Annotated in this window: 25 protein-coding genes; 22 read left to right on the plus strand and 3 right to left on the minus strand. The window is 57.0% G+C overall.

Features of this window, described 5'->3' with window-relative positions; all coding sequences use genetic code 11:
* Positions 1 to 76: 76 nt before the first annotated feature.
* Positions 77 to 988 carry a cytochrome c oxidase subunit II gene (coxB, locus tag ACR0M3_RS16460; protein WP_267363050.1) on the minus strand — a complete coding sequence of 304 codons (912 nt, stop codon included), beginning with the start codon at positions 986 to 988 and terminating at the stop codon, positions 77 to 79.
* Positions 989 to 1,164: 176 nt separating this feature from the next.
* Between coxB and tldD the strand changes: the two genes are divergently transcribed.
* The 6 genes from tldD (at position 1,165) to ACR0M3_RS16490 (ending at position 8,855) form a co-directional block, all read left to right on the plus strand.
* Complete coding sequence (tldD, locus tag ACR0M3_RS16465; RefSeq protein ID WP_480911736.1) at positions 1,165 to 2,586, plus strand: metalloprotease TldD; 1,422 nt, start codon at positions 1,165 to 1,167, stop codon at positions 2,584 to 2,586.
* Between the two features lie 239 nt (positions 2,587 to 2,825).
* Positions 2,826 to 3,953: a DNA-processing protein DprA gene (gene dprA, locus ACR0M3_RS16470; protein WP_480911738.1), complete on the plus strand. Its 1,128-nt coding sequence runs from the start codon at positions 2,826 to 2,828 to the stop codon at positions 3,951 to 3,953.
* Between the two features lie 180 nt (positions 3,954 to 4,133).
* Positions 4,134 to 6,761, plus strand: coding sequence for a type I DNA topoisomerase (gene topA, locus ACR0M3_RS16475; protein ID WP_209598180.1), 2,628 nt, complete (start codon positions 4,134 to 4,136; stop codon positions 6,759 to 6,761).
* Positions 6,762 to 6,884: 123 nt separating this feature from the next.
* Entirely contained in the window at positions 6,885 to 7,412 is a 528-nt protein-coding gene (locus ACR0M3_RS16480; protein WP_480539575.1) for a superoxide dismutase family protein, read from the plus strand.
* 112 nt (positions 7,413 to 7,524) lie between these two features.
* On the plus strand, positions 7,525 to 8,229 hold the full coding sequence (locus tag ACR0M3_RS16485; protein WP_209505579.1) for a CoA transferase subunit A: 705 nt from the start codon (positions 7,525 to 7,527) through the stop codon (positions 8,227 to 8,229).
* The gene (locus tag ACR0M3_RS16490) at positions 8,229 to 8,855 is read left to right on the plus strand and encodes a CoA transferase subunit B (protein ID WP_267363038.1); all 627 of its coding nucleotides are present in this window, start codon (positions 8,229 to 8,231) and stop codon (positions 8,853 to 8,855) included. Before ACR0M3_RS16485 ends, ACR0M3_RS16490 begins: the two co-directional genes overlap by 1 nt.
* Positions 8,856 to 8,893: 38 nt before the next feature.
* On the opposite strand, the gene ACR0M3_RS16495 is transcribed toward ACR0M3_RS16490, so the two are convergent.
* Complete coding sequence (locus ACR0M3_RS16495; RefSeq protein WP_480911739.1) at positions 8,894 to 9,760, minus strand: lytic transglycosylase domain-containing protein; 867 nt, start codon at positions 9,758 to 9,760, stop codon at positions 8,894 to 8,896.
* Between the two features lie 353 nt (positions 9,761 to 10,113).
* On the opposite strand from ACR0M3_RS16495, the gene ACR0M3_RS16500 reads away from it, so the two are divergent.
* The 15 genes from ACR0M3_RS16500 (at position 10,114) to pdeM (ending at position 25,761) form a co-directional block, all read left to right on the plus strand.
* Positions 10,114 to 10,350, plus strand: coding sequence for a Flp family type IVb pilin (locus ACR0M3_RS16500; protein ID WP_480484372.1), 237 nt, complete (start codon positions 10,114 to 10,116; stop codon positions 10,348 to 10,350).
* A gap of 302 nt (positions 10,351 to 10,652) precedes the next feature.
* Positions 10,653 to 10,880, plus strand: coding sequence for a hypothetical protein (locus ACR0M3_RS16505; RefSeq protein ID WP_480484371.1), 228 nt, complete (start codon positions 10,653 to 10,655; stop codon positions 10,878 to 10,880).
* Positions 10,881 to 11,172: 292 nt separating this feature from the next.
* A complete protein-coding gene (cpaB, locus tag ACR0M3_RS16510) occupies positions 11,173 to 12,051 on the plus strand; it encodes a Flp pilus assembly protein CpaB (protein WP_480484370.1) in 879 nt (292 codons plus the stop codon).
* A gap of 193 nt (positions 12,052 to 12,244) precedes the next feature.
* Positions 12,245 to 13,618 (plus strand): type II and III secretion system protein family protein, encoded by a 1,374-nt coding sequence (locus tag ACR0M3_RS16515; RefSeq protein ID WP_480484369.1) that lies wholly within the window; start codon positions 12,245 to 12,247, stop codon positions 13,616 to 13,618.
* Between the two features lie 17 nt (positions 13,619 to 13,635).
* The gene (locus ACR0M3_RS16520) at positions 13,636 to 14,259 is read left to right on the plus strand and encodes an OmpA family protein (RefSeq protein ID WP_480484368.1); all 624 of its coding nucleotides are present in this window, start codon (positions 13,636 to 13,638) and stop codon (positions 14,257 to 14,259) included.
* Positions 14,260 to 14,480: 221 nt separating this feature from the next.
* Positions 14,481 to 15,716 carry a CpaE/TadZ family protein gene (locus ACR0M3_RS16525; RefSeq protein WP_480773932.1) on the plus strand — a complete coding sequence of 412 codons (1,236 nt, stop codon included), beginning with the start codon at positions 14,481 to 14,483 and terminating at the stop codon, positions 15,714 to 15,716.
* Between the two features lie 23 nt (positions 15,717 to 15,739).
* Positions 15,740 to 17,185, plus strand: a complete 1,446-nt coding sequence (locus tag ACR0M3_RS16530; RefSeq protein WP_267363024.1) for a TadA family conjugal transfer-associated ATPase — start codon at positions 15,740 to 15,742, stop codon at positions 17,183 to 17,185.
* Between the two features lie 11 nt (positions 17,186 to 17,196).
* Positions 17,197 to 18,165 (plus strand): type II secretion system F family protein, encoded by a 969-nt coding sequence (locus tag ACR0M3_RS16535; protein ID WP_267363023.1) that lies wholly within the window; start codon positions 17,197 to 17,199, stop codon positions 18,163 to 18,165.
* 10 nt (positions 18,166 to 18,175) lie between these two features.
* Entirely contained in the window at positions 18,176 to 19,156 is a 981-nt protein-coding gene (locus ACR0M3_RS16540; protein WP_480604995.1) for a type II secretion system F family protein, read from the plus strand.
* Positions 19,157 to 19,165: 9 nt separating this feature from the next.
* Positions 19,166 to 19,750 (plus strand): tetratricopeptide repeat protein, encoded by a 585-nt coding sequence (locus ACR0M3_RS16545; protein WP_480586136.1) that lies wholly within the window; start codon positions 19,166 to 19,168, stop codon positions 19,748 to 19,750.
* Positions 19,751 to 19,780: 30 nt separating this feature from the next.
* Complete coding sequence (locus ACR0M3_RS16550; RefSeq protein WP_480911741.1) at positions 19,781 to 20,632, plus strand: tetratricopeptide repeat protein; 852 nt, start codon at positions 19,781 to 19,783, stop codon at positions 20,630 to 20,632.
* 3 nt (positions 20,633 to 20,635) lie between these two features.
* Positions 20,636 to 21,181, plus strand: coding sequence for a prepilin peptidase (locus tag ACR0M3_RS16555; RefSeq protein ID WP_480473718.1), 546 nt, complete (start codon positions 20,636 to 20,638; stop codon positions 21,179 to 21,181).
* A gap of 117 nt (positions 21,182 to 21,298) precedes the next feature.
* Positions 21,299 to 22,606, plus strand: a complete 1,308-nt coding sequence (locus ACR0M3_RS16560) for an ATPase (RefSeq protein WP_480473719.1) — start codon at positions 21,299 to 21,301, stop codon at positions 22,604 to 22,606.
* A gap of 40 nt (positions 22,607 to 22,646) precedes the next feature.
* Positions 22,647 to 25,058 (plus strand): ligase-associated DNA damage response DEXH box helicase, encoded by a 2,412-nt coding sequence (locus ACR0M3_RS16565; protein ID WP_480911743.1) that lies wholly within the window; start codon positions 22,647 to 22,649, stop codon positions 25,056 to 25,058.
* A gap of 40 nt (positions 25,059 to 25,098) precedes the next feature.
* Positions 25,099 to 25,761, plus strand: coding sequence for a ligase-associated DNA damage response endonuclease PdeM (gene pdeM / locus ACR0M3_RS16570; protein WP_480560402.1), 663 nt, complete (start codon positions 25,099 to 25,101; stop codon positions 25,759 to 25,761).
* A gap of 2 nt (positions 25,762 to 25,763) precedes the next feature.
* Here the strand turns inward: pdeM and ACR0M3_RS16575 are convergent, their stop codons facing one another.
* A complete protein-coding gene (locus ACR0M3_RS16575; protein ID WP_480911745.1) occupies positions 25,764 to 26,315 on the minus strand; it encodes a LytTR family DNA-binding domain-containing protein in 552 nt (183 codons plus the stop codon).
* 249 nt (positions 26,316 to 26,564) lie between these two features.
* On the opposite strand from ACR0M3_RS16575, the gene ACR0M3_RS16580 reads away from it, so the two are divergent.
* Positions 26,565 to 26,815: hypothetical protein (locus ACR0M3_RS16580; protein ID WP_480911748.1), on the plus strand; the 251-nt coding region annotated here is incomplete at its 3' end.

The following is a 26,815-nucleotide window of genomic DNA, read 5'->3' on the forward strand; positions in this document are numbered from 1 at the left end:
TGGGGCGAAAACTGCGCGGATCGCCCGCGCAGCCTGCATCTTGTGTCAGGCGGGGTTCAACCCGCCCCTATCGTACTCAGTTCGAGGCGACCTGATAGCTTTGCGGCAGACCCGCATATTCTTCGATCGCGCCCTGCAGCCATTCGTCATAGACTTCCTGGCTGACGACCTTGACGGTAATCGGCATATAGGCGTGGTCCTTGCCGCACAGTTCCGAACACTGACCAAAATAGATGCCTTCCTTGTCGGCCTGGAACCACAGCTCGGCCAGACGTCCGGGCACACCGTCCTGCTTTACGCCAAAGGCCGGGATGGTCCACGAGTGAATCACGTCGGATGCAGTCACCTGCATCACGATGACCTTGCCGACCGGAACGACAACAGCGGTGTCGGTAGCCAGCAGCCATTCATCATCGCTGTAGCCTGCATCGATCAGCTTAGCGCGCATTGCGTCATCCAGAACAAACGGCGTCACGTCCGCGTCCGCAGGGCGTGCGCCCTCGTCCAGGGTCGCCGGGTGGCCCAGCAGATAGCTGTCGAATGCGAAATCGTGATCAACATACTCGTAGGTCCAGTACCACTGGTTGCCGACGACTTTGATGGTGATGTCACCTTCGGGGATTTCCTGCTGTTTGAAAAGAACCGGCAGCGAGAACGCGCCAATAAAAACCAGAATCAGGATTGGTCCCAGGGTCCAGGCGATTTCAACCGGAGTATAGTGCGAGAAACGCGCCGGAGTTGGGTTTACGCGCTGGTTGTAGCGCACAATGCAATAGATCAACAAAGCTGCAACCAGCAGACAGACTGCGGTGATGATCACGAGAATCATGCTGTCCAGATCCCGGATACCCTGGGCAAGGCTGGTGGCCGCGGGCTGGAAGCCCATGCCGCCGTCTACCGGCTTGCCAATAATCTCAAGCTCCTGAGCCATGGCGGGTAGGCTGGAGAGGGCTGTCATAAACCCTGAAAGCATCAAAGCATTCTTCATGTTCTGTCCTGATCGTTTGATCTTTGCGTCCCTGACGGAAAGGTGTGAATCGGTCGCACCTCTCCCGTTGTCTTTGGCCGCGTTAAAAACCATATTCCAGCGGGTAGATAAAGCAAAATGCTTGCGTCAAACAGACGCTATTTTTGATCTGGATCAAACCCGAAAGGTCGCAACCCATGCCTGAAGCCCCGTTTCGCCCCTTAGAGAGCGCCCTGCCGCAAGATGAAGCACTGGCCATATTGCGCTCGGCAACGGACGGGGCCGAGGATGGAGAGCTGTTTGTCGAGCGTCGGAAATCCGAATCTCTGGTGTTTGACGACGGGCGTCTTCGCACCGCGTCTTATGACGCATCCGAGGGATTTGGCCTGCGCGCCGTTCAGGGCGAAGTTGCCGGATATGCGCATTCGACTGATGTATCGATTGCCGCGCTGAAACGTGCCGCCGAAACCGCGCGACTGGCGGTTGGCGATGGAGGCGGAACGCTCGCCGAAGCGCCCCGGCCCACGAATACGCGCCTGTACACGGACGAAGACCCAATCGAATCCGCCGCCTTCCCGGTGAAAATCGAAACCCTGCGGGAGATTGACGCCTTTGCCCGCGACCTGGATCCGCGGGTGGTTCAGGTCAGCGCAATGATCGCAGCCGCCGTTCAGGAGGTGGAAATTCTGCGACCCGATGGTGTGACGGTGCGTGACGTGCGCCCCATGACGCGCGTGAATGTCTCGGTCATTGTTGAACAGGACGGGCGGCGCGAAAGCGGATCGGCCGGTGGCGGCGGGCGGGTTGGCCTGAGCGGGTTGATCGACCCTGCCGACTGGCAGGCCAAGGCGCGCGAAGCCCTGCGCATCGCATTGGTCAATCTGGACGCGGTTCCCGCCCCTGCCGGCGTGATGGAGGTTGCACTTGGCCCCGGCTGGCCCGGTATTTTGCTGCACGAAGCCATCGGTCACGGGCTTGAGGGCGATTTCAACCGCAAGGGAAGCTCGGCCTTTGCCGGGCTGATGGGACAACAGATTGCATCCAAGGGCGTGACCGTGGTGGATGACGGCACGATTGCTGACCGTCGCGGATCGATCACTGTGGATGATGAAGGCACGCCCAGCTCGCGCACGGTGTTGATCGAAGACGGCATATTGACCGGCTACATGCAGGATCGGCAAAACGCCCGGCTGATGGGCGTTGCGCCCACGGGCAACGGGCGGCGGCAAAGCTATGCGCACAAGCCAATGCCACGCATGACAAATACGATCATGTTGGGAGGCGACGCTGATCCGGCAGCATTGGTGGCAGATATTAAAGACGGCATCTGGGCGGTTGGATTCGGAGGCGGCCAGGTCGACATCACCAACGGCAAGTTCGTTTTCTCGTGCACCGAGGCGTATCGTGTCGAAAACGGCAAGATCGGAGCGCCTGTCAAGGGCGCCACGCTGATCGGCGACGGGCCTTCGGCGTTGAAGCGCATCCGCGGCCTTGGCAATGATATGGCTTTGGATCCGGGTATGGGCACCTGCGGCAAGGACGGTCAATGGGTGCCCGTGGGTGTGGGTCAACCGACAGTGCTGATGGACGGGTTGACTGTCGGCGGGTCGGCGGCCTGAGGCGGAAGAGAAGCGCAAAGGCAGGCGCAGGGTTAACCATGCGCCACTTTGATTCGATAGCACTCCAACCGACGCCATTGATTTGAGCGCCGGTTGGAAAATGTTCTTTTATTTATTTTCAGACACTTAACCGGTGTGTTCTCCGAGAAATACAGAAAAATCGCTGCTAATTATCTGCGATTCAGAGGCTGTTAACCCCCTGTCCCGTAAACCAGTTCTGCAATCAGGCGGAGCAACGGATGACCGAAGAGCAGCTTTCTTCCAATCACCCCCCACTCCCACCCACCACGGAAGAGGACCGGTTTTCGTGGCTTCGCCTGTTGCGCTCGCGCAAGGTCGGCCCGGCGACGTTTCGTCGGCTGCTGCGTGAACATGGCTCGGCGCAGAACGCGCTGGCCGCGCTGCCTGAAATGGCACGCGCCGCCGGAATAGATGGGTATGAAACCTGTCCCCCCGGCGTGATCGAGGCGGAACTCAGGGCCGCAGAAGCCGCCAAAGCGCGGCTTTTGTGCCTTGGGTCCGCAGATTTCCCCGACGCATTGAACGACCTATCCGATGCCCCGCCCTTGCTTTGGGCCATCGGGGATGTGTCGCTGTTGCAGAAACCGGCGATTGCGATGGTGGGCGCGCGCAACTGTTCCTCGCTGGGCGCACGGATGGCGCGTGGTCTGGCGCGCGCCTTGGGTGAAAAGGGACATGTGATTGTCTCGGGTCTGGCGCGCGGCATTGATACGGCAGCGCATATGGCGTCGTTGGACACCGGCACTGTTGCCGTCATGGCGGGCGGTGTCGATGTCATTTACCCGGCCGAGAACACGGAACTGGCGCATAAAATCGCGACCAAGGGACTGCGGCTGTCGGAACAACCGATGGGCGTGACGCCTCAGGCAAGGCATTTTCCGCGCCGCAACCGGATCATCTCGGGCCTGGCCCAAGCTGTTGTGGTGGTCGAGGCCGCAGCAAAATCCGGCAGCCTGATCACGGCGCGTGACGCCCTGGATCAGGGGCGCGAGGTTCTGGCCGTGCCTGGCCACCCGTTTGACGCCCGCGCTGCCGGGTGCAACCTTTTGATTCGGGATGGTGCGACGCTGGTCCGTTCGGCAGACGACGTTGTCGAGGCGCTGCCACAACAAGGCGATCTGATCTTTGCAAAACCCGAGGAGCCGCCCGCCAAGCAACCACGGCCCGCCGCACTGGATTTGCAGGCGCAAATCCTTGAGCGGTTGGGACCTTCCCCCATCGCCGAAGACCAGTTGCTGCGCGACATTGCGGCCTCGGCCGGGGATCTGGGGCCAGCGCTGGTCGACCTTGAACTGGACGGACGAATCCAGCGCCAGCCGGGCGGGTTGTTGTCTCTGGCAAGCTGATTAGGATGGAAGGCAAGATTGCATAGTCGAATGCTCTGCCTGCAATCCGGCGCGGGTATCACGCTGAAATCACGTCGCTTTTCCGCCTGCCAAAGGAACGCATTGACAATCCCCGCTTGCCCCACACATTTTGCACCACCATAAAAGGCGCCAAATTCGTCGAGCGAGGTTTCCCCTTAAATGCCTGTAGTTGTTGTAGAATCTCCGGCCAAAGCAAAAACAATCAATAAATATCTCGGCCCTGACTACACCGTTCTGGCCTCTTACGGCCATGTGCGGGACCTGCCACCAAAGGACGGATCGGTCGATCCGGACCATGGATTTTCCATGACATGGGAAGTGGGCAATGACAGCCGCAAACATGTAAAGGCCATCGCCGACGCGCTGAAAGAAGACAACGCGCTGATCCTCGCCACTGACCCTGATCGTGAGGGTGAGGCAATCAGCTGGCATTTGCAGGAAGCGCTGACCAAGCGCCGCTCGATCAAGAAAGACACACCGGTTAGCCGGGTGACCTTCAACGCCATCACCAAAGAAGCGGTGACCGAGGCGATGAAGAACCCGCGCGACGTCGATATGCCCCTGGTCGAAGCGTATCTGGCACGCCGCGCCTTGGACTACCTTGTTGGCTTCAACCTGTCACCGGTTCTGTGGCGCAAACTGCCCGGCGCAAAATCCGCAGGTCGGGTGCAGTCGGTCTGTCTGCGCCTGATCGTCGAGCGTGAGATGGAGATCGAAGCGTTCAAGCCGGTCGAGTACTGGTCGGTTCGGGCCCTGTTCGAGACACCGCGTGGTCAGACCTATGAGGCGCGGCTGGTCACGTTGGCGGGCAAGAAACTGGACAAGCACGATCTGGCCAACGCAACACAGGCCGAACTGGCGGTTCAGGCCGTCACCAGCCGCGCGCTGCGTGTGACTTCGGTCGAAGCCAAGCCCGCCGCGCGCAATCCAAGCGCGCCGTTCATGACTTCGACCCTGCAACAGGAGGCGAGCCGCAAATTCGGCATGGGCGCGCGCCATGCGATGCAGGTTGCGCAGCGCCTCTATGAGGCCGGATACATTACCTATATGCGAACCGACGGGATCGACATGGCACCCGAGGCCGTGACGGCAACGCGCGACACCATCGCGGACCGGTACGGTGCAGAATATGTGCCGGACAGCCCGCGTATGTACAAGAACAAGGCCAAGAACGCGCAGGAAGCACACGAATGTATCCGCCCCACGGATATGACGCGCGATGCCAAGGCGCTGAAGGTCACGGATGAAGATCAGCGCAAGCTTTATGATCTGATCTGGAAACGGACCATTGCCTGCCAGATGGCGGCAGCACGATTGGAGCGCACAACGGTCGAGATTGGCAGTGACGACGGTCAGGTCGGTCTGCGAGCCACCGGTCAGGTGGTAATGTTCGACGGGTTCATGCGCGTCTATGAGGAAGGCCGCGATGATGTCGCCGATGATGACGAAAAGCGCCTGCCACAGATCATGGAGGGCGACCCCGCGCGCTTTTCCAAGACCACGCTGCGCGATCAGTTTGCCAAGGCCACCAGCGAGTCGGACAAAGCCGCTATCATGGCTGATAACGAAGCCGTTCTGGCGTTGCAGCATCACACGCAACCGCCCCCGCGCTATACCGAGGCCACTTTGGTCAAGCGGATGGAGGAGTTGGGGATCGGACGTCCTTCGACCTATGCCTCGATCGTGACCACGATTCAGGACCGCGAATATGTGCGCAAAGACAAGAACCGGCTGATCCCCGAGGAAAAGGGTCGGATCGTCACCATCTTTCTGCTGAACTTCTTCCGTCAATACGTTGGATACGAATTCACCGCGAATCTGGAAGAGCAACTGGATGACGTCAGCGCCGGTGATCGTGACTACAAGGATCTGCTGGGCAAGTTCTGGCGTGATTTCTCAGCAGCGATTGGTGAAACATCCGAACTGCGCATATCGGAAGTGCTGGACAAGCTGGACGAGGCATTGGCGCCACAGCTTTACCCCCCGCGTGAAGACGGGTCCGACCCGCGCATCTGCCCGAAATGCGGGTTGGGACAATTGCACCTGAAAACCTCACGCACCGGCGGGTTCGTGGGCTGCGGAAACTATCCGGAGTGCACTTATACGCGGCCTATCGCCGGTGAAGGCGCGGAAGGCGACGAACAATTGCTGGGCGAAGACGCCGGGGATGAGATCTGGCTGAAGTCCGGCCGATTTGGGCCGTATGTCCAGCGAGGCGAACCCACGCCCGAGAACAAGAAGCCTCCGCGCGCCTCGCTTCCACGCGGCTGGAGCAAGGATGACATGGATCTGGACAAGGCGCTGACGCTTCTGTCCCTGCCGCGCCAGATCGGTGAGCACCCCGAAGGCGGCATGATCACCTCGAACTTCGGGCGTTTTGGCCCCTATCTGATGCATCAGTTGGCCGATGAAGCCAAGCCGGTCTATGCCAACCTCAAAGACCCAAACGATGTGTTCGAGATCGGTATGAACCGCGCCGTAGAGCTTTTGGCGGAAAAACGAGCCAATCCCGGTGGGCGCGGGCGCGCAGCGGCAAAAGCTTTGAAAGACCTGGGCGAGCATCCCGATGGCGGCGCGATGCAGGTTCTGGACGGACGGTACGGGCCATATGTGAAGTGGGAAAAGGTCAACGCGACCATCCCGAAAGACATCAAGCCCGAAGACGTGACGCAGGAAATGGCCATCGAACTGGTCAATGAGCGCGCATCCAAGAAGGGCACCAAGAAAAAGGCTGCACCCAAAAAGAAGGCTGCCGCCAAGAAGACAGCAAAGAAAGCGGCTGAATAAACCGGACTTTTGACCGGGACATGTCACCAAACACGCGGGCCGGTTTCTGAATAAAGGAACCGGCCCGCGTGTTTATGGACTGACGCGATACAGGATTGCGTTGTTCAGTAAAGGAGTTGAGACATGTTCAGAACCGCCATTCTTGTTGCGGCGATAAGCGTTGCGGCTGCCACGCAGGGCCATGCCGCGCATCACGTCAAGTCCGCCACAGCCGAAATCATCAACGCGCAAGGCGACGTCATTGGTCAGGCGAAGGCGACGCAAGGGCCCAATGGTGTTCTGCTGCACGTGCGCGTCACAGACCTGCCGCCGGGAAAACATGGGTTGCACCTGCACAGCCATGGTGTCTGCGAGGCCGGCGAAGGGTTCAAGACGGCCCAAGGCCATGTTGGCAAAGTTGAAGGCGCACATGGGCTGCTGAACCCTGAAGGCCCCGAGCCCGGCGATCTGCCCAATCTATATGTGGGACAGGATGGCGTGGGCGAGATGGAGGCCTTTACAAACCTTGTTTCGCTTGAAGGTGATGGAGATGTATTGCTGGATGGGGACGGATCAACTTTCATCATCCACGAAGCTGGCGACGATCACATGAGCCAGCCCATTGGCGGTGCAGGTGGGCGCATCGCCTGCGGGATCCTGATCGCCGACTGACACTATTGTCAGCTGAACTACCGTAGAAATACCTGAACCTTCTGGTTTCATTGACTTCCCCATGACGTGGCGGCAAAACCTGCCCATCACCATGTCATTGGGGGAGTTTTCCATGAAGAAAGTCTATGCCAATGCCGCCGAGGCACTCGATGGGGTGCTGACGGATGGCATGCTGATTGCCGCGGGCGGGTTTGGCCTGTGCGGCATTCCCGAACTGTTGCTTGCTGCCATCCGGGATTCGGGCGTCAAGGACCTGAGTTTTGCGTCGAATAACGCCGGTGTGGACGATTTCGGTATCGGCATCCTGTTGCAGACCAAGCAGGTCAAAAAGATGATCAGCTCGTATGTCGGCGAAAACGCCGAATTCATGCGTCAGTATCTGAGCGGCGAGTTGGAACTGGAATTCAACCCGCAAGGAACACTGGCCGAACGGATGCGCGCCGGTGGTGCCGGTATTCCCGGGTTCTACACCAAGACGGGCGTCGGCACCGTGATTGCGGAAGGCAAGGAGCACAAGGATTTCAACGGCGAGACCTATATCCTTGAGGAAGGCATTTTTGCCGATCTGGCTATCGTCAAGGCCTGGAAAGCTGACGACACCGGCAATCTGGTGTTCCGCAAGACCGCCCGCAACTTTAACGTGCCCGCTGCCACCTGCGGCAAGATCTGCGTGGCCGAAGTGGAAGAGATTGTTCCGCGCGGCTCACTGGACCCGGACAAGATCCACCTGCCCGGCATCTATGTGCATCGCATCATCCAAGGCGATCACGAAAAGCGCATCGAACAGCGCACCACCCGCAAGAAGGAGGATGCATAATGCCCTGGGACCGCAATCAGATGGCCGCACGCGCGGCAGAGGAACTGGAAGACGGCATGTATGTGAACCTCGGCATCGGGATTCCGACGCTGGTGGCGAACTATGTGGGCGACAAGGACATCACTCTGCAATCGGAAAACGGAATGCTGGGTATGGGCCCTTTCCCGTATGAGGGCGAAGAAGACCCGGACCTGATCAACGCGGGCAAACAGACGATCACCGAGCTGTCCCGCACTGCCTATTTCGACAGCGCCACGTCCTTTGCGATGATCCGGGGCGGCAAAATCGCTGCTGCGATCCTGGGTGCCATGGAAGTGGATGAGAAAGGCGACCTGGCAAACTGGATGATTCCCGGCAAGCTGGTGAAAGGCATGGGCGGCGCCATGGACCTGGTTGCAGGCGTTGGGCGCGTGATCGTGGTTATGGACCACACCAACAAGCACGGTGAAAGCAAGGTCCTGAAGGAATGCACTCTGCCACTGACAGGCAAGGGTGTCGTGGATCGCATCATCACCAATCTGGGCGTTCTGGACGTGGTCGAGGGCGGATTGAGAATCGTCGAACTGGCAGATGGTGTCAGTGAAGACGAAATGCGCGCTGCGACCGAAGCGACAATCGTCGGCTGAAAAAAAGAAAAGGCCCGCCGGATCGAGGCGGGCCTTTTTCAATTTGAGGTCTGGAACACGCAACCATCTGAAATCAGATCCGGCGGTGTCGCGCACAAAGCCCGCGCGATCTGGAAAGCGGCCAGAACCTTGGGGACATAATCCCGGGTTTCGGCATAAGGCGGCACGCCGCTGTGTTTACGTACAGCCCCCTCACCCGCGTTGTAACCGGCCAGAACCAGAATCGGATCATTCCCGAACTCTTCCATCAGCCAGTTGAGGTATTTCACGCCCCCGGCGATGTTCTGCGAGGGTTGCAGACTGTCCTTAACACCAAAGCGGGCAGCTGTGGCGGGCATCAACTGCATAAGCCCCTGCGCGCCGGCCGAACTGACGGCATCTGCGCGACCGGCTGATTCAACCGAAATGACGGCCAGCACCAGCGCTGGCGACACATTGGTTCCCACGGTTGACCGCAAAATCTCGATCCCGCGTTCTTTTGCTATGTTTTGCAGCGATTGCAGCCGGGGTGATCTTACATTCGTCGCCGCCAGCGCGTTAATCGCAGCATCAAGCCGCCCGGCCCCACCTTCATCGATATGCGGTGAAATGCGGTCCCAGAATGCCTTGTACGACCCTTTCGGGTCAGGCGCGGCACCGATTCCCGGCACTGTGGGCTGAACCACTTTGGTTCTTGCTATGATTTCTGGAACCACCAGCTCCACCCCTGTGCTGGGGGCTGAGGGCTTGGCCGCGTGTTCCTCGGGTGTGATCTGAATGGTCACGCGAGGACGCTCACCCGGCTTGGGGGCCTTGATCCGCTTGTAAACTCCGCGCGGCTCAACCTCGGTCGCATACCCGGGTGCGACACCAGATAGTAGAAACGCCAGTACACCGGCGCATTGAAGTGCGTTCCGGAGAGTCATGTGCCTGCCTCATGTATTCTTTTTACGCGATTTGAACCGCGAATCTTCGCCCAAAGCCAGAAAAACAAAGCGAATTGGGGCAATTTCGCCTCATTTGGCGTAAATTTGCACCGCTACAGAGCGCTTGGCATCAATCAAAGAATTTTTTTTTGCCTTATTTACAAACGCTTACGCATTTAGTGACTAAAAAGTTAAGCCGCGCGAAAAAAAATCTGTGTTTGGCCCAATTCCTGCCACGCACAACAGGCAAACATTAATCCATACCGAGACGGACATGAGCGGACTGAGAGAGAAAGCTCTGAAGAACGCCGAGGTTTGTTAAACTCTTTTTGATCCTTTAGGAGGGACGTAACATGATCAAGTTCATCAAGAACTTCCGCAAAGACGAAGACGGCGCAGTAACAGTTGACTGGGTTGTTCTGACCGCAGCAGTCATCGGCCTGGCAGCCGTTGCATACCAGCAGATCTCGGCTGGCGCGACCGGCCTGGCAACAGACGTGAACCAGGCCCTGAACGGCGCATCGCTGAGCACCGGCAGCAACACCGCAACCGGCGGTATCACAACTGCAGGCAGCAACAGCGGCAGCTAAGCTTCTGCTTGAGCAAGATTTTGACGCCGCGCCATTCAGGCGCGTCTTTTTTTCGTTCAGAGGTCTTTCAATATCTCTAAGAATAGAGTTTGACGGTCCTACCTCGCACGCCACGCCGCGAGCGCCACCGAATTGATCACGCCCAATTTGCAGGTCTTTGCGCACAAAAGAGCCCGTGAAAAAGTTTGGAATCTTGGATATTTCCACCGAAATCAACTTTTGGCCTGATTTCCGCCATCCGAACGAACCACTGTTAGGCGACGTTACAGGAAACACTGAATTGTCGTATTGGAGATAAGTAGATGCTAAAGTTCCTTAATCGGTTCAAATCGGACGAAGCAGGAGCGGTGACCGTTGACTGGGTGGTTTTGACCGCAGTGCTCATCGGTCTGTCAAGCGCGACCTACCTTGTCATCAGATCAAGTGTTGATGGTATCGGCGGTAACATCAACCAAGCCATGAGTTCCTCTGTTGTCAGTACCGGCTCGAACACCGCTCCTGGTGGCCTTGTAACAGCGGGAACCAACTGACCCACAGCGAGTTTTCACATTCACCAGCTTTCCTGAGCTTGTTGGTGAACGTGTCGGGCAAATAATCGCGGCGACCTTTTTGGGCGCGGCGTTTGTTTCGTTGTTCTTCGTCTGGCCTGCCGCAGGGAGATGACAGCAGTCGTTTTGCGGAATTGTGCGAAAGCTGACGCAGAATCTAACAAGCAGACATTTTTGTCCCACATTTCGACACAATTTACATTTAACACTTGGGCTGTTTCAAAGTGGCCCTTTGGCCGCTTAGTATCCGACTAAATAAGAAAGAGGTGCATGTATGCGAGCGGTATTCGGACTTGTCCTGATTGTCGGCGTTGCTCTGGCTGGGGGCGCCGTTTACATGGCGCGCAACTATATTGCGGCTTATCAAAGCGAACTGGCACGGCAGAAACAAGCGGCAGAAGAAGCGCTGGCCAATGCCAAAGTCGATGTCATCCCGACGGTAACTGTTTACGTTTCAAATCGTCCTCTGAAATACGGTGAACGCCTGACGCAGGAAGACGTGCGCGCTGTAGACTGGCCGGAAAACGCGATTCCCGAAGGTACGTTCTCTGATCTCACTGCCTTGTTTCCCGAAAGTGGCGCCAATGAGCGTTATATTCTGAGGACCATGGAAAAAGACGAGGCGATTATGGAGGTCAAGATCACACGGCCAGGCGAATCGGCCGGGCTGACCTCTCGTCTTGAAAAAGGTATGCGCGCCTTTGCGATCAGCGTGGACGTGGCCTCTGGTGTTTCAGGCTTCTTGCGCCCCGGCGACAATGTCGACATCTACTGGACCGGGTCAAGCGGGACGGTAGAAGGGAATTCTGGCGGCATCACCAAACTGATCGAAACCAACGTTCAGCTGATCGCCGTCGACCAGACCGCTGGTTCGGACGTCGCAAGCGCAACGATTGCACGCACAGTCACGGTCGCAGCCACGCCGGAACAGGTCGCAGCACTCGCGCAGGCCCAGAACACCGGGCGGCTGTCGCTGGCCCTTGTTGGGGTGCAGGATGACTCTGTTGCGTCGGCAATCGAGGTGGATCAGCGCAAACTGCTTGGAATAACGGCAGCCGCTCCGGAACCGAAGGAAGAGGTTGAACAGGTCTGCACGACGCGCATCAGACGCGGTGGAGAGATTGTCAACGTGCCTATACCCTGTACAAATTGACGCCAATTCAGAGTGTTACAAGATCGGAGCCGCATCTCAGATGCGGCTCTTTTCTTGTTGTTGTTGCCAATTCTCCACATAAGGAAAATTCCAGAAACCATTGATTATTGCAATAAATTCGGATTTCGCGCAGTCTCTTAGCACATAGGGCATAAGACCCAAAAAACGAGGCGTGATCGGAGAGGCAGGTCACATGACAATACGTTCCTGGATCAGCGCAACCCTGCTGGGGTTGTCGCTTGTTATGAGCCCGGTCGGCGATGCCGCCTGGGCTGAAACCCTTCGCGTGGTGAAAAAGGGCACAGTGGAAACGCTGGAAGTTCCGATGAATCGCGCGATTGTTGTGGAAAGCGAACAACCGTTTGCAGAGCTCAGCATTGCCAACGCAGGCATTGCGGATATCTCTTCGCTTTCGGATCGCACAATCTATGTTTTGGGCAAGGCCCCTGGCCTGACCACGCTAACACTGTTTGATGGCGCAGGAAATCTGCTTGCCAACGTACGTGTCCGGGTCTCGCCCGATGTAACCGAATTTAAAGAGCGTCTGCGTCAGATCCTGCCAAGTGAGCAGATTGAAGTGCGCACCGCCAATGATGGCATCGTACTGTCCGGCACGGTTTCAAGCGCCGCCAAACTGGCCCGCGCACTTGAATTGGCTGAACGCTACGCGCCCGAACGTGTATCGAACCTGATGTCTGTAGGTGGCGTGCAGCAAGTGATGCTGAAAGTACGCTTTGCCGAGATGAATCGCTCAGTCGCAAAAGAGCTTTCTTCAACACTTTCAGTTGCGGGCACTGATTTTCTCGGTGGCTTCAATCCGCAGAACCTTGTTCCCCCTATCACCGTGGAAAATGGTACGTTGTTGTTTGGCTTCGGGGTCGGATCAGCTCAGGTCAACTTGCTGCTGCAAGCCCTCGAGTCGAAGGGCCTTGTTCGCAACCTTGCCGAACCAAACCTTTCGGCCCTGTCCGGACAGGAAGCAACGTTCCTGGCTGGCGGTGAGGTTCCGATTCCAGTGCCGCAAGACGACGGTGTCGTGGCAATCGAGTACAAAGCCTTCGGTGTGAATATGAACTTCATCCCGCGGGTTGTGGACGGCGACCTGATCAATCTGGAAATGGGCACCTCGGTTTCGAGCATCGACACCAGCACGAACTTCACGATCAATGGAGACACCGTTCCCAGCTTTATCGTGCGGGAAGCCAAGACCACTGTAGAGTTGCGCGACGGGGAAAGCTTTGCCATCGCAGGGCTGCTTCAGGACAACTTTGTTGACCAGGTCAACCAAGTGCCGTGGCTGGGAGATGTGCCGGTTCTGGGGGCCTTGTTCCGCAGCGCTGACTATCAGCGCGAACAAAGTGAACTTGTCGTCATCATAACGGCGCATCTGGTGACGCCGACGCGTGGCGAGGCGCTAGCCCTTCCCACCGATCGTGTCAAACCACCCAGCGAATTTGACCTGTTCGCGAATGGTCGGGTTGCTCGTACACAGCGGCCCGGAGCCGGCGGAGCATCCGAAGTTGCCAAACAGAATTTTGGCAGCTCGTACGGCTACGTCCTAGATTGATCAGGAGGATAGGACCAATGCAGAAGTGGATCATCACACTGGGTCTTACGGTCGCCGTTGCCGCATGTACGCGCGAGGTCGGATATGAGATCGATGCCGGAACCTTTGGAAACGCGACATTGAACAATATCCAGGTTCAAAACGGCGAGTTGACCTATGCTCAGATTCTTGGGCGCAGATTTGCCGCGGATGTGCCCAGCCAAGTGAACTTTGCCTTCAACAGTTCGCAACTGGACGCATCAGCGCAAAGCATACTGTTGCAGCAGGCTGACTGGATCAAACAGTTCCCCGAAGCCAGGTTCCGGGTTTACGGACACACAGATGCTGTAGGATCAACCAGTTACAACAAGAGCCTTGGTCTACGCCGCGCACAGGCAGTAGTCGCATTCCTTGAACGGCAAGGAATCTCGCGTTCACGTCTTGAAGCCGTTGTATCCTTTGGAAAAACGCAGCCGTTGATCGCGACACCGAATCGGGATCGCCGCAACCGCCGGACGGTAACGGAAGTTTCTGGCTTTGTTGACCGTCACCCGCAGCTGCTGGACGGCAAATACGCCAACATCATCTATCGCGAATACGTTGAAAGTGCGACGTGGAAGAGCGTGATCGAAGATGTATCAACAACAGATACGGCCAACTAGTGCCGCTGGCATTGGTGGATAATACAAGCAGAATGGGCGACATCGTCGCCCATTTCCCTACAATTGGTTCTTTTGCGCCCAATTCTTGCCCAACTTCAAAGCAACATTGTGAAAAATAGGGTGACCTGCGGCCAAATTTGACCGTATTGGGGCGACAGCACATCAATCTGGCGGAATTCGTTCATATGACATGCTGAGCCCTCACGACGAGGATAGTGTTTATGACCAGCGCAACGCCGCAAGACGAAAATTCTGCAATCCTGGCCTGCACCATAAGCCGGGATGTCCAGAATTTCGACCTTCTGATTGAAGACATGGAAACCATTCTGGGCGAGCGCTGGGGCGACCTGGGCTTTGCCGAAGCGCTGGCCTTTTTCAGCCAGCCAGAAGCCGAAGCACTTGAATTCGTTGCATTGGCAATCGACGGGGAAGATGAAGACAACCTGTCATTGATGGGTGAAATCATCACGCGGGCCAAGGAAAAGAAGATCAAGGTCGTCTTGATCGCAGAGGACGTCACACCTGCTTCGCTCCACCAATTGCTGCGCAAGGGTGCGGACGAGTTTGTCCCCTACCCGCTTCCGGAAGGTGAATTGCAGGAAGCGGTAGAACGCATGAAGCAGCCCGATCCGGTTGTCATGGCGCAAGCCGCAGCTGTTCCATTGGCAAGTGGCGAATCAAAGGAAGGCGCGTTGTTCGTCGTTCAGGGACTTGCTGGTGGCGTGGGATCCACGACTTTGGCGGTAAACCTGGCCTGGGAACTGGCCTGTGCCTCGGACAAGGATGCCCCGTCTGTCTGTCTGATCGATTTGGATCTGCAATACGGCACGGTTTCAACCTATCTGGACCTGGCACGCCGCGAGACGGTGTTCGAAATGCTGTCGGATACGGATTCGATGGACAGCGAGGTTTTCTCACAAGCTCTTCAAACTTATGAAGAAAAACTGCAGGTCCTGACTGCACCATCCGACATGGTGCCATTGGACCTGATTACCCCCGAAGACATCCAGCGCGTGATTGACGTGGCGCGCACGCATTTCGACTATGTGGTTGTGGATATGCCCAAAACGCTGGTCTTGTGGTCGGAAACGGTCTTGCAGGCGGCGCATGTATATTTTGCAATGATCGAGCTTGATATGCGCTCGGCTCAGAACGCCCTGCGCCTCAAGCGCGCGTTGCAGGCCGAAGAACTGCCCTTCAACAAGCTGCGCTTTGCGCTGAACCGGGCCCCAAAATTCACCGACCTGAATGGAAAAAGCCGCGTGAAACGTATGGGGGAAAGCCTTGGCATCTCTATTGATCTGCTGCTGCCTGATGGGGGCAAACCTGTCATGCAAAGTGGCGACCATGGTTTGCCGCTGGCCAATTCAGCCGCCAAGAACCCGCTTCGCCGGGAAATCGCGAAGCTCGCCAAATCACTTCACAGCCTTGGCAGCAGCAGCGCTGAAGCTGCGTAACATCATCCCAAGGGGGGATCGCCGTGTTTTCAAGATATAAAAAACAGCCAGCAGCGCAGCCCGTCAAAGCGGCAGCGCAGCCGGTCGAAACGGCGGCACCTGCCGCACAAGCTGCCCCCAGCCCCGCTGCAACGGCCGTCGTACGCAAACCTCAGAAAAAAACGGCCGAGGTTGCCGGGGCAGATCGTGATCGAAAACGCAAAGAGCGGCTGAGTGAGATCAAGATCGAACTTCACCGCGAGTTGCTGGAGAACCTGAACCTGGCAGCTTTGGAAACTGCCGCCGAAGCGGAGCTACGAGCCGAAATCAGCGCAATCGCCAGCGAAGTTCTGGAAACCAGGAACATCGTTCTGAATCGCGACGACCGATCGCAGCTGAACAAAGAACTTTATGACGAAGTAACAGGCCTTGGCCCGCTTGAGACGCTTCTGCAGGACGATACGGTCAACGATATTCTGGTCAACGGACCGCATCAGATTTTCGTCGAACGTGCCGGTAAGCTGGAAATCAGCGACATCACCTTCAAGGATGAAAAGCACCTGATGCGGATCATCGATAAGATCGTGTCCGCGGTAGGCCGTCGTGTCGATGAATCCAACCCCTATGTTGACGCCCGACTGGCCGATGGATCGCGATTCAACGCCATGGTGCCCCCTATCGCGGTTGATGGGTCTCTGGTTTCGATTCGTAAATTCAAAAAAGACAAGCTGGGTATCGATGATCTGGTCAATTTTGGTGCGTTCACCGAGGAAATGGCTGCCTATTTGCAAGCTGCCGTGTCGACCCGACTGAACGTTATCGTGTCGGGCGGTACCGGTTCCGGTAAAACGACTACGCTCAACGCTCTGTCCAGCTTTATCGACGATGCCGAACGCATCCTGACCATCGAGGATACAGCGGAACTTCAGCTGCAACAGACGCATGTGGGCCGGATGGAAAGCCGACCGCCCAACGTGGAAGGCAAAGGTGAGGTCAGTCCGCGCGACTGTCTGAAGAACGCCTTGCGTATGCGACCTGACCGCATCATCGTCGGCGAGACACGCGGCGCCGAGGTGATCGATATGTTGCAGGCCATGAACACTGGCCACGACGGTTCGATGACCACGATCCACGCGAACTCGGCCCGGGATGGGATTTCACGTCTGGAAAACATGATCGCGATGGCCGGCATCGAAATGCCCATTAAGGCCGTCCGCAGCCAGATCGCAAGCGCTGTGAACCTGATCGTTCAGGCCAGCCGATTGCAGGACGGTTCGCGCCGCATGACCTCGATCACCGAGATTACCGGTATGGAAGGTGACGTGATTTCAATGCAAGAAATCTTTCGTTTTCAACGTGTTGGCCTGACACCTGACAACAAGATCATCGGTCACTTTACGGCAACTGGTGTGCGCAGCCACTATTCGGAACGCTTCCGTCTGTGGGGGTTTGATCTGCCCGCATCCATCTACGACCCAACCACAATGTAGGAGAACCGGGTATGCAATTGCCTATGGAGGCGATCATCTATGTCGCCATCTTTGTGGGGGTTCTTGCCCTGGTCGAGGGCATCTATCTGGTTGCGTTCGGCAAATCCATCAGCCTGAACAGCCGGGTCAACCGGCGTCTGGACATGCTGGAAAAGGGTGCCGGGCGCGAACAGGTTCTGGAGCAGCTGCGCAAGGAAATGCAGCAGCACATGAAATCACAGAGCATTCCTCTGTATTCGCTGCTTGCTGACAAGGCTCAAAAAGCCGCGATTGCGTTTTCACCCCGTCAGCTGATCATGATCATGGCTCTGGTCTCGGCCATGGCATTTGTCGGTCTGAGCATTGGTACCGCGACGGATACGGCGCTGCGCATCGCGATTTCAATCGCCATCGGTATTGGCGGTGTTTACGCGTGGGTAAACCACAAGGCCAAGAAACGTATGGGCATGATCGAAGAGCAACTGCCTGACGCGGTTGAGCTGATGGTGCGTTCGCTTCGTGTGGGTAATCCTTTCGTTTCGACAATTCAGGTTGTTTCCAACGAAGTTCAGGATCCGCTGGGAACCGAGTTTGGTATTATCGCGGATGAATGCGCCTATGGACGCGATGTGGGCGAGGCGCTCAAAGATATGGCCGAACGTCTGGACATGCAGGATCTTCGGTTCCTCGCGGTTGCTGTGGGTATTCAGCAGCAGTCCGGTGGTAACCTGGCTGAAATTCTGGCTGGATTGGCACAGGTGATCCGCGCGCGGTTCCGCCTGTTCCGGCGCGTCAAGGCGATCACGGCCGAAGCCCAATGGTCAGGTAAGTTCCTGTCTGGCTTCCCAATTGCGTGTCTGATTTTCATCCTGGTCAAGGATCCGGGGTATTATGACGAAGTGTTGGATCACCCCTGGTTCATCCCTGCGTGTTTCGTTGTCGGCATTTTGCTGACACTGAACCTGATCGTCATGAAGATCATCACCAACATCAAGGTCTGAGGGCAGCACAATGGAATTTCTGACCAACATCAATGACCTGCTGACCCAACACCTGGGTGAGTTCGGCCCCCTGATCGTAGTGGGTGTACTTGGCCTGATCATGGTTCTTGTCGCTGTCTCACTGATCATGAGCCAGCCGGAAGATCCTCTGAAAAAGCTTCAGCGGTCGAATGCGGCGCCCCGGGCGACGAAAAAAAGCAAGAAAGAGCAACTGCGTAACTCCAGCCGCAATGAGCAGCTTGAGAAATTCGCGACTTTCCTGGAACCGAAAAACGAAGAAGAGTATTCGGCGGTTGAGCTGAAGCTGCGTCAGGCGGGATACCGGTCAAAAGATGCGGTCCGGTTCTTTCACTTTGCGCAGTTTTCGCTGGGTATCATTGGTATCGTTGTCGGTGTTCTGCTGATTACGGTCCTGTCAAACGGTCAGGAGTTCACCGGCCAGCAGATGATGATCCGGGTATTCGTGCCAGCCGCAATCGGTTATTTCGCGCCGAAATACTGGATCACGCGCCGGGTCGAAGCACGCAAAGAGGCGATTACCGCAGGCTTTCCAGATACGCTTGACCTGATGCTGGTCTGTGTTGAGGCCGGACAATCACTGGACCAGGCCATCGTGCGCGTGTCCGGTGAAATGAAATCCTCCTACCCAGATATTGCACAGGAATTCGAAACCGTCGCACACGAGATGAAAGCCGGTAAGGACAAAGACACTGTTTTGCGCGATTTCGGAGTGCGCTGCGGCGTACAGGACGTGAACTCATTCGTCACCGTGATGATCCAGTCGGCGACTTTCGGTACATCCATTGCCGAGGCATTGCGGGTTTACGCCTCAGAGATGCGTGACAAACGCGTGATGCGCGCCGAAGAGGCTGCGAACAAGTTGCCTACCAAGATGACTCTTGTCACAATGATGCTGACAGTTCCGCCACTGCTGATCATTCTGGTCGGCCCGTCGGCGAATGTCATTTCGACTTTCGGGCGCGCAGGATGATAAAACCCTATGAAAGCTGAATTCTGGTGCTTCCCTTCCGGGTTTCGCCGAATACTTAAGGCCACCGTGGTTTGCACCATGGTGGCTTCTTGCACAGAAGGCCTGTCGCCGAACGGCCTGGATGCGCCGGGAGTTGATCCCAGGGGACAAGCAGAAGACAATATCGAGGTCGGAAACCGGCTGATGGCTGCCGGTGAATACGAACTGGCGCTTGATACTTTTACCCGCGCCGCGCTGGACCAGGGTATGACGACACAGGTCTTGACCTCTCTGGGTACGGCCAATCTTGGGTTGCGGCGTTTAGGGCAGGCCGAGAAATTGCTGCGCCGCGCCGTGGAAGGCGATCCGGATTGGCCTGTTGCATGGAATAATCTGGGTGTTCTACTGATGGAGAAACAGGAGTACCCCGAAGCGGCGCAGGTCTTTCAACGGGCTTACGCGCTGGACAATGGCGAAAGTGACGCAATCCGCGACAATCTGCGCTTAGCACTCGCAAAAATGGAAAATCCTGTTAATAATATCCCGCAAGAACAACAAGAATTTACACTGGAGCAGCTTGGCGACGGGCAATTCGCGCTACGCAAAATCCAGTAATCGAGGCAAGAGCAGTAAAGGACGCAAAAAATGCGCCAGCAATTCTTGATTCCGGCTGTTATTATCAGCGGTCTGATCCTTTCGGCCTGTGCAAAGGAAACCGAAGAGGAAAAGGTGGAACGGACGTTTCAGGAAGTGAACGTCATTGACGAAACCAACCTGAACGATGTGTTGTTGAGTGCCGCCGACCCGAACGAGGCGGTGACCTATTTTCACGGTGCCACACTCAAGAACCCTGATCGCATCGATCTTCAGCGCGGGTTGGCAATATCCCTGGGACGCGCAAAACGCACCACCGAAGCGGCAGCAGCGTGGAAGCGCGTGACGACAATGAAGGGTACGAACGCCGCAGACAAGGTCGAGTACGCCGATGCGCTGGTGCGAAATGGCGACTGGTCTCAGGCCAAAACCGTTCTGGATACGGTTCCCCCAACGTTCGAAACCTTTAAACGCTATCGCCTTGAGGCGGTGGTCGCGGATTCCCGGAAAGAGTGGAAGCGGGCTGATCATTTCTATGAAACGGCCGTTGGGCTGACCACCCGCCCGGGCAGCGTAATGAACAATTGGGGGTATTCGAAACTGACCCGTGGCCAGTATGCCGAGGCCGAACGCCTGTTCACCGACGCAGTCCGCCAGGACAGCTCTTTGTTCACTGCCAAGAATAATCTGGTGCTGGCCCGGTCAGCGCAGGGCAACTATAGCCTTCCAGTGGTGCCGATGACCCAGGTTGAACGGGCGCTACTGCTGAATACGATGGGTATTTCCGCGGTCAAGCAGGGCGATGTAGAAACCGCGAAAAACCTGTTCCGCGAGGCTATTGCCACCCATCCGCAGCATTTCGATGAAGCGGTTCGCTCGCTTCGTGCGCTTGAAGAGGCCTGACACATGCAAATCCCCGCTGCGGCGGCGGCATGGTTCCTGCCCTTCGTGCTGCCGATCTGCTTTTACGTGGCCTTCACGGATATGCGCGAGATGCGGATCAAAAACCATGCAGTTGTTGCGCTGGCGTTGATTTTTGTCGTGGTCGGGCTGGTTGCCATCCCGCCCTGGTCCACCGGCGCGGTCAGCGGTCATCTGTTGCTGATCAATGTGTCGATGCCGATCTATTTCTGGCACCTTCTGCATATCCCCGTGGTGTTGATTTTCGGCATTCTTCTGAACGCGTCAGGGGCAATGGGCGCGGGCGACGCTAAGTTTCTTGCCGCGTCCGCGCCATTTGTCTGGCTTGGCGATCTAAAGCTGGTGCTGCTTATTCTGACCGCCTGTATTCTGGCCGCCGTGGTCACGCATCGTTTGGCTAAAATCACAAGGTTGCGCACCATTGCGCCACATTGGGAAAGTTGGGATCGGGGCAAACAGTTCCCCATGGGGTTCGCACTGGGTGGCTCGCTGGCCATGTATCTGATTCTGGGTACTGTTCTCGGTTCGTAAACTATCATCAGCGCGCCTTGCCGCTGCCTTTGTCCCGCCACAAAGCTGGGTCATTTTTCCTTCAAGTCGCCCTTATTCGGGCAGTTGGCGTTACAATTTGACGAACGAGCACCGCGCATGAATATGCAGACTTCCTCTGTTATGGCCCCCCCTACCCCGAAGGGGTTAAGCGAAATGAAGCTTCCGCTGGTGATGATGCGGGATATCTTGCTGAAGACCATATTCCGCAAGAACACCAGCACCGTGTCAGAAGTTTCTGCGGCCATATGTCTGCCTGGCGCTGTGACCCAAGAGCTGATCGACATTGCACGCGAGCAGAAGCTGCTTGAGGCAATGGGGACGCTGAACGCCAACAGCGGCAACGAGATGGGATATCAGCTGACTGATGCCGGCAAGGCCCGCGCTCTGGATGCCCTCAGCCAGTCCGAGTATTTCGGTGCGATGCCCGTTCCGCTGGATGTCTATCGCGAGCAAGTCAAACGTCAATCGATCCGCAACATTCAGGTCACGCGCGACCAGTTGACCAACGCCATGGGCCATCTGGTTCTGCCCGACAGCCTGCTGGATCATCTAGGCCCGGCAGTCAGCGCAGGCCGGTCGATCCTGATGTATGGTCCGCCGGGCAACGGTAAATCGTCCATCTCGAACGGCATTCGCGATGCGCTGGGGGACAATGTCTATGTGCCCTACGCCATCGAATATGCGGGGCAGGTGATCACGGTCTACGACCCGATCGTGCACACCGCGATCGAGCAGGAAGCCGACGACCCGAACAGCCTGCGCCGCCGCAAGCGGTTCGACTCACGCTATGTGCAGTGTGAACGCCCGACCGTGGTTACCGGCGGCGAACTGTCGCTTAGTATGCTGGACCTTGTCTACAACCCCACGGCAAGAACCTATCAGGCACCGCTACAGCTGAAATCCACGGGCGGCATCTTTATCGTGGACGACCTTGGCCGTCAGGCCGAACCGCCGCAGGCGCTGGTCAACCGCTGGATTGTTCCACTGGAAGAAAACAAGGATATCCTGGGCCTGCAATCGGGTGAGAAATTCGAAGTTCCTTTTGATACGCTGGTCATCTTCTCGACCAACTTCCACCCGAACGAGATCTTTGACCAGGCAGCCCTGCGCCGGATTTTCTTCAAGATCAAGATCGACGGTCCGAATCAGGAGAACTTCCTGAAGATTTTCGCCATGGTTGCGCGTAAACGCGGGATGCCACTGGATGAGGCGGCGCTGGTGCATCTGCTGAAGGTCAAGTACCCGACCATCAACAATATCTACGCCAACTATCAACCGATCTTCCTGATCGACCAGATGATCTCGATCTGCGAGTTCGAAGGCATCCCCTATCAGATGAGCCCGGAACTGATCGACCGGGCCTGGGCCAACATGTTCGTCAAAGACGAGAAAATCGTCAAATAACGCCGTGCCATTACCACTCCGGGGCGGGTAGTCTGCGTTCATGACGCAGATTCCCGCACGGATTGCCACTTGGTTTTCCACCAAAGGCTGGTCCATCCACCCGCATCAGCAAGAGATGTTCGACCGCGCATGCAGCCCGGCGACACTGTTGATTGCGCCCACCGGTGGCGGCAAGACCATGGCCGGATTTCTGCCGTCGCTGGCTGAACTTGCGGATGCTGATCACAATGGATTGCACACAATCTATGTCTCGCCGCTCAAGGCGCTGGCAGCGGATATCAAACGTAACCTGCGCACCCCGGTGGATGAGATCGGTCTGCCTATTCGGATCGAGGATCGAACCGGTGACACCTCAGCCACGCAGAAGAAACGCCAAAGGGCTGATCCACCGCATATCCTGTTGACCACGCCGGAAAGTCTGGCGTTGCTGACCTCGTACGAGGATGCCCCGCGTATGTTTGAAGGTGTGCAGCGGATCATCGTCGATGAAATCCACGCACTGGCTGAAAGCAAGCGCGGGGATCAGCTGATGCTGGCGCTGGCACGCCTGCAACGCCTCAATCCCGATCTGCGCCGCGTCGGGTTGTCGGCGACGGTGGAAGATCCTGTTGCGATTGCCCGCTTTCTGGCCCGCCACCCTGATCCCTGCCAGATTGTACAGGCCGACCCCGGCCCGGACCCGGATATCCGAATGCTGGAAACGTCACAGATGCCACCCTGGTCTGGTGGTGGCGCGGCTTATGCCATCCCAGCTGTGCTGGAGCAGATCAAGCATCACAAGACCACGTTGATCTTTCACAATACGCGCGCCCAGGCCGAGATATTCTTTCACAATCTTTGGCTGGCCAATGATGACGGTCTGCCCATCGGCATCCATCACGGCAGTCTGGACCGGCAGCAGCGCGAGCGGGTCGAGGCGGCAATGGTTCGAGGTGACTTGCGCGCGATCGTCTGCACCGGTTCGCTGGATCTGGGCATCGATTGGGGGGATGTCGATCTGGTGATCCAGATCGGCGCGCCAAAGAATGTCAAAAGGCTGGTGCAAAGGATCGGACGGGCCAACCACCGCTATAACGCACCTTCCAAGGCGCTTTTGGTGCCTGCCAATCGCTTCGAAGTGGTCGAATGCGTCGCCGCGCTAGAGGCCGCCAAAGCCCATGAATTAGATGGGGAACCCCGCGGTCGCGGCCCGCGCGATGTTTTGTGCCAGCATATCCTGATTGCCGCCTGCGCCGGGCCGTTTAACGCAGATGATCTATATGCCGAGATGACATCCGCCGGGCCTTACGCTCAGCTGAAGCGGGCAGAGTTTGACGCCTGCCTGAATTTCTGCGCCACCGGCGGCTATGCTCTGCAAGCCTATGATCGCTGGCAAAGGTTGCAGCAGCGTACCGACGGGCAATGGCAGTTGCGCGACCCACGCGCCGCGTCGCGCATTCGTATGAATCTAGGCACTATTCAGGACACGGATACGCTCAAAGTTCGTCTGAAACGTAACCGGGGCGGCAAACCTCTGGGTGAGGTTGAAGAAGCATTCGCTGCCTCGCTGACGCCCGGCGACACCTTCCTGATCGGCGGGCAAATCGTGCGGTATGAGGGACTGCGCGAGATGGTGGTCGAAGTCACGCGGCGTGCTGACCGAAAGCCAAAGATTGCGACCTTTTCGGGCACGAAATTCGCAACCTCAACGCAACTCAGCGACCGCATCCTGAACATGTTCGCCCAACAGGGCTGGCCACAGCTTCCCCCTCATACGTCTGAATGGCTGGATTTGCAGCGCCAGATGTCCCGCCTGCCCCAGCGTGATCGGCTGCTGATCGAGAGCTTTCCCAGCGACGGGCGTGAACATCTGTGCGTCTACGGATTCGCTGGGCGCAACGCGCAACAAACACTGGGCCTGCTGCTGACCAAACGGATGGAGGAAACCGGTTTGGCCCCGCTGGGGTTTGTCGCCACGGACTATGCCACGTTGATCTGGGGTCTGGACGCGGTTACCGATCCCCGCCCATTGCTTCAACCCGATGCCCTGCGCGACGGGCTCGACACCTGGCTGGCAGGCAACGCCGTTATGAAGCGCACGTTTCGTGCATCGGCCACCATTGCCGGTCTGATCGAACGCAACATGGCAGGGCAGCGCAAAAGCGGGCGGCAGGCTACGTTTTCGTCGGACATCCTGTATGACACCTTGCTTAGATACGATCCCGATCACCTATTGATGCAGATCACCCGCGAAGAAGCCATGCGCGGGCTTGTCGATTTCGGTCGGATCGAAACAATGCTGGCCCGAATTGGCGACAGAATCGATCTGGTGCGGCTCGAGCGTGTCTCGCCCCTGTCAGCGCCACTGTTTCTGGAGGTTGGCAAAGTGCCGGTGAAAGGCAGTGCCGAAGAAAGGCTTCTGGCGGAAGAAACCGCGCGTCTGCTGCAAGCGGCGGGGTTGGATCAGCTTTGATCTGCTTGCGCCGGGCTCTGAAACAGGCCAAGAACGTATCATGAACGAACTTGGGTTTCCCTTTGCAGGTCAGCGCCTGTGTGCTTTGCCTTCCGGTGCGCTTTGGTGGCCAGACGAGAACCTGCTGTGCGTGTCGGACCTGCATCTGGGCAAATCCGAGCGCGTGGCGCGGCGTGGTGGTCCTTCGCTTCCGCCTTATGACAGCCGTGAAACGCTGGACCGCCTGAAGGACGACCTGGGGCATACGAACGCCAAAACCGTTGTATGTCTGGGCGACAGCTTCGATGATCTTGAGGCTGCCCGGGCGCTGCCAAAATCAGAAATGCTAAGGATCGCGACCTTACAGTCCGGACGTCAGTGGATCTGGATTGAGGGGAACCACGATCCCGGTCCTATTGAGATGGGTGGAACCCATCTGTTCGAATGGCACCGTGGCCCGCTTGTTTTCCGTCATATCGCGCAGGATCCCACGCGAGGAGAAGTTTCCGGCCATTACCATCCAAAAGTCCGGATCAGGGTCAAGGGACGTCATATTTCACGCCCCGCCTTTCTGCTGAACGATCATCGCCTGATACTTCCGGCATATGGCACCTTTACCGGGGGGCTGCGCAGTTCGGATCATGTGCTGTCGGCACTCATGGGATCGCAGGCGATGGCGATCCTCACAGGTCCGCATCCGCATATGATGCCAATGCCACAATAGGTTCAGATCAGGCCGTCCTGTTCCAGCAACGGCTTGTATTTCCGGCTGACCGGAACCAGATCGCCATTGACCAGTTTCAGAAAGGTTTTGCTGCCTTCTCTTTCGACACTTGCAATGGATGCGTCGGTGACCCAATGCGAACGGTGCGAACAATGACCCGGGACAGGCTCCATCTCGGCGATTGCATCTGTGAAACGCGACCGAAGCGTGAAGGTGCCTTCTGAGGTGACAACATCTACGTTGTGATCCCGAACAGTCAGGCGATAGATCTGCCCGTTGAACCCGGGTGGCAAGCGTTTGACAAGGCGTGGTTTTTCAGGATCAGACTCAGTACTTGCCGCAGCATTCAGATCGTTGCGCTGAACAAGCATCAAGCCAGTCGCGAACAAAGCGCCATAAACCACAACCCTTTCGGCGTCCGGTGCCATATATCCACCACAGGTGAAAAGAACCCAGGCCAACATCCAAAGTGAGGGCGTGAACAATGCCAGGGTCAAAGTAACAAACGCCAGGTCCCGCGCCGGAACATTCAGGAAAACGGGATTCTTCCGCATCAGCTTTCTGGCAAGCCCGGTCACCATCAAAGCAAGGACCATCACTCCGGCCCAGAATACAAGCCGCAATCCAAATGACAGGTCAGAATCATGGAAGGGTGGAAACGCATATGCAAGTAAAGGAAGAAAGACCAAACCCGCTACCACACGCTGCAGCGAAAATGCCTTCTGGATTATACTTATTTTAGACGTCATACCGCTTTTGTGCATGAATTAGCATAGCTCAACCCGAATGCGTCAGACACAACAGTGTCTTCACCTGTAACCAACTGGGATTACAGGGATATCACGATTTGTTCGGCTGTCAAACCCATTCAGGGCGCTTTGTCCATGCAGTCAGGGGGCAGTCAGGGAGCAATTTGGCTGGAACTTTACCTGCCAAAAAAGGGGGCCGGTCCGAAGGGTCCGATCCGGCCCCCGCGTATATCACGCGGTCAGGCCTTCTGGTTCGGGGAGTTTGTTTGCGCGGCAGCAGGCGGTGAGGGTGTTGGCCAGCAGGC

The organism is Ruegeria sp. O5 (assembly GCF_056535105.1).